The organism is Vibrio sp. 10N.222.49.C12 (assembly GCF_041475025.1).
GTDB lineage: Bacteria > Pseudomonadota > Gammaproteobacteria > Enterobacterales > Vibrionaceae > Vibrio > Vibrio crassostreae_C.
In genome coordinates, this window is sequence record NZ_JBFRVF010000148.1 from 1 (window position 1) to 237 (window position 237).

Below are 237 nucleotides of genomic sequence, written 5' to 3' on the forward strand. Positions count from 1 at the left end.
ATTTTTACTTTAATTGGTATTACAGCACTCATAAAACCTAACAACAAACACTTTTCTTCAAATGTAAAAAAGCCCTGCTATTGCTAGCAGGGCTTCTCTAATAAGTGGCGGAGTGGACGGGACTCGAACCCGCGACCCCCGGCGTGACAGGCCGGTATTCTAACCAACTGAACTACCACTCCGCAGTGGAATACTTGTCGTCGCTGACAAGTGTTCAAACTTTTTGTCTTCACTTTT

1 tRNA gene is annotated in these 237 nt (G+C 44.3%); it reads right to left on the reverse strand.

Features of this window, described 5'->3' with window-relative positions:
- Positions 1 to 105: 105 nt before the first annotated feature.
- Positions 106 to 182, reverse strand: a tRNA-Asp gene (locus tag AB4583_RS21430).
- Positions 183 to 237 lie beyond the last annotated feature (55 nt).